This is a genomic window from Bradyrhizobium jicamae (assembly GCF_001440395.1).
GTDB classification, from domain to species: domain Bacteria; phylum Pseudomonadota; class Alphaproteobacteria; order Rhizobiales; family Xanthobacteraceae; genus Bradyrhizobium; species Bradyrhizobium jicamae.
The window spans coordinates 1-226 of the sequence record NZ_LLXZ01000164.1; the positions used below are offsets into that span (position 1 = coordinate 1).

Below are 226 nucleotides of genomic sequence, written 5' to 3' on the forward strand. Positions count from 1 at the left end.
GCGCCCGACGGCTGCGCCGCGGCCACGCTGGGCTGCGCCTGCGGAGGCTGTCCGCCCGGCGCCAGTGGCGCAGCGCCAAGCTGGCGCAGCCGCTCTTCGAGCTGCCGGTTGCGGTATTGCAGTTCCTCGTTCTGGCCGGTCAGTTGCCTGAGCTGCTGTTCCAGTCGCTGGATCCGCATTTCCGCGTCGGCGTCATCGGACTGTGGCTGGGGGGGGGGGGGGGGGC

1 pseudogene is annotated in these 226 nt (G+C 73.0%); it reads right to left on the bottom strand.

From position 1 onward, the window contains the following. Positions 1-226: pseudogene (locus CQ12_RS46775) on the bottom strand (tol-pal system protein YbgF); the annotation flags it as partial.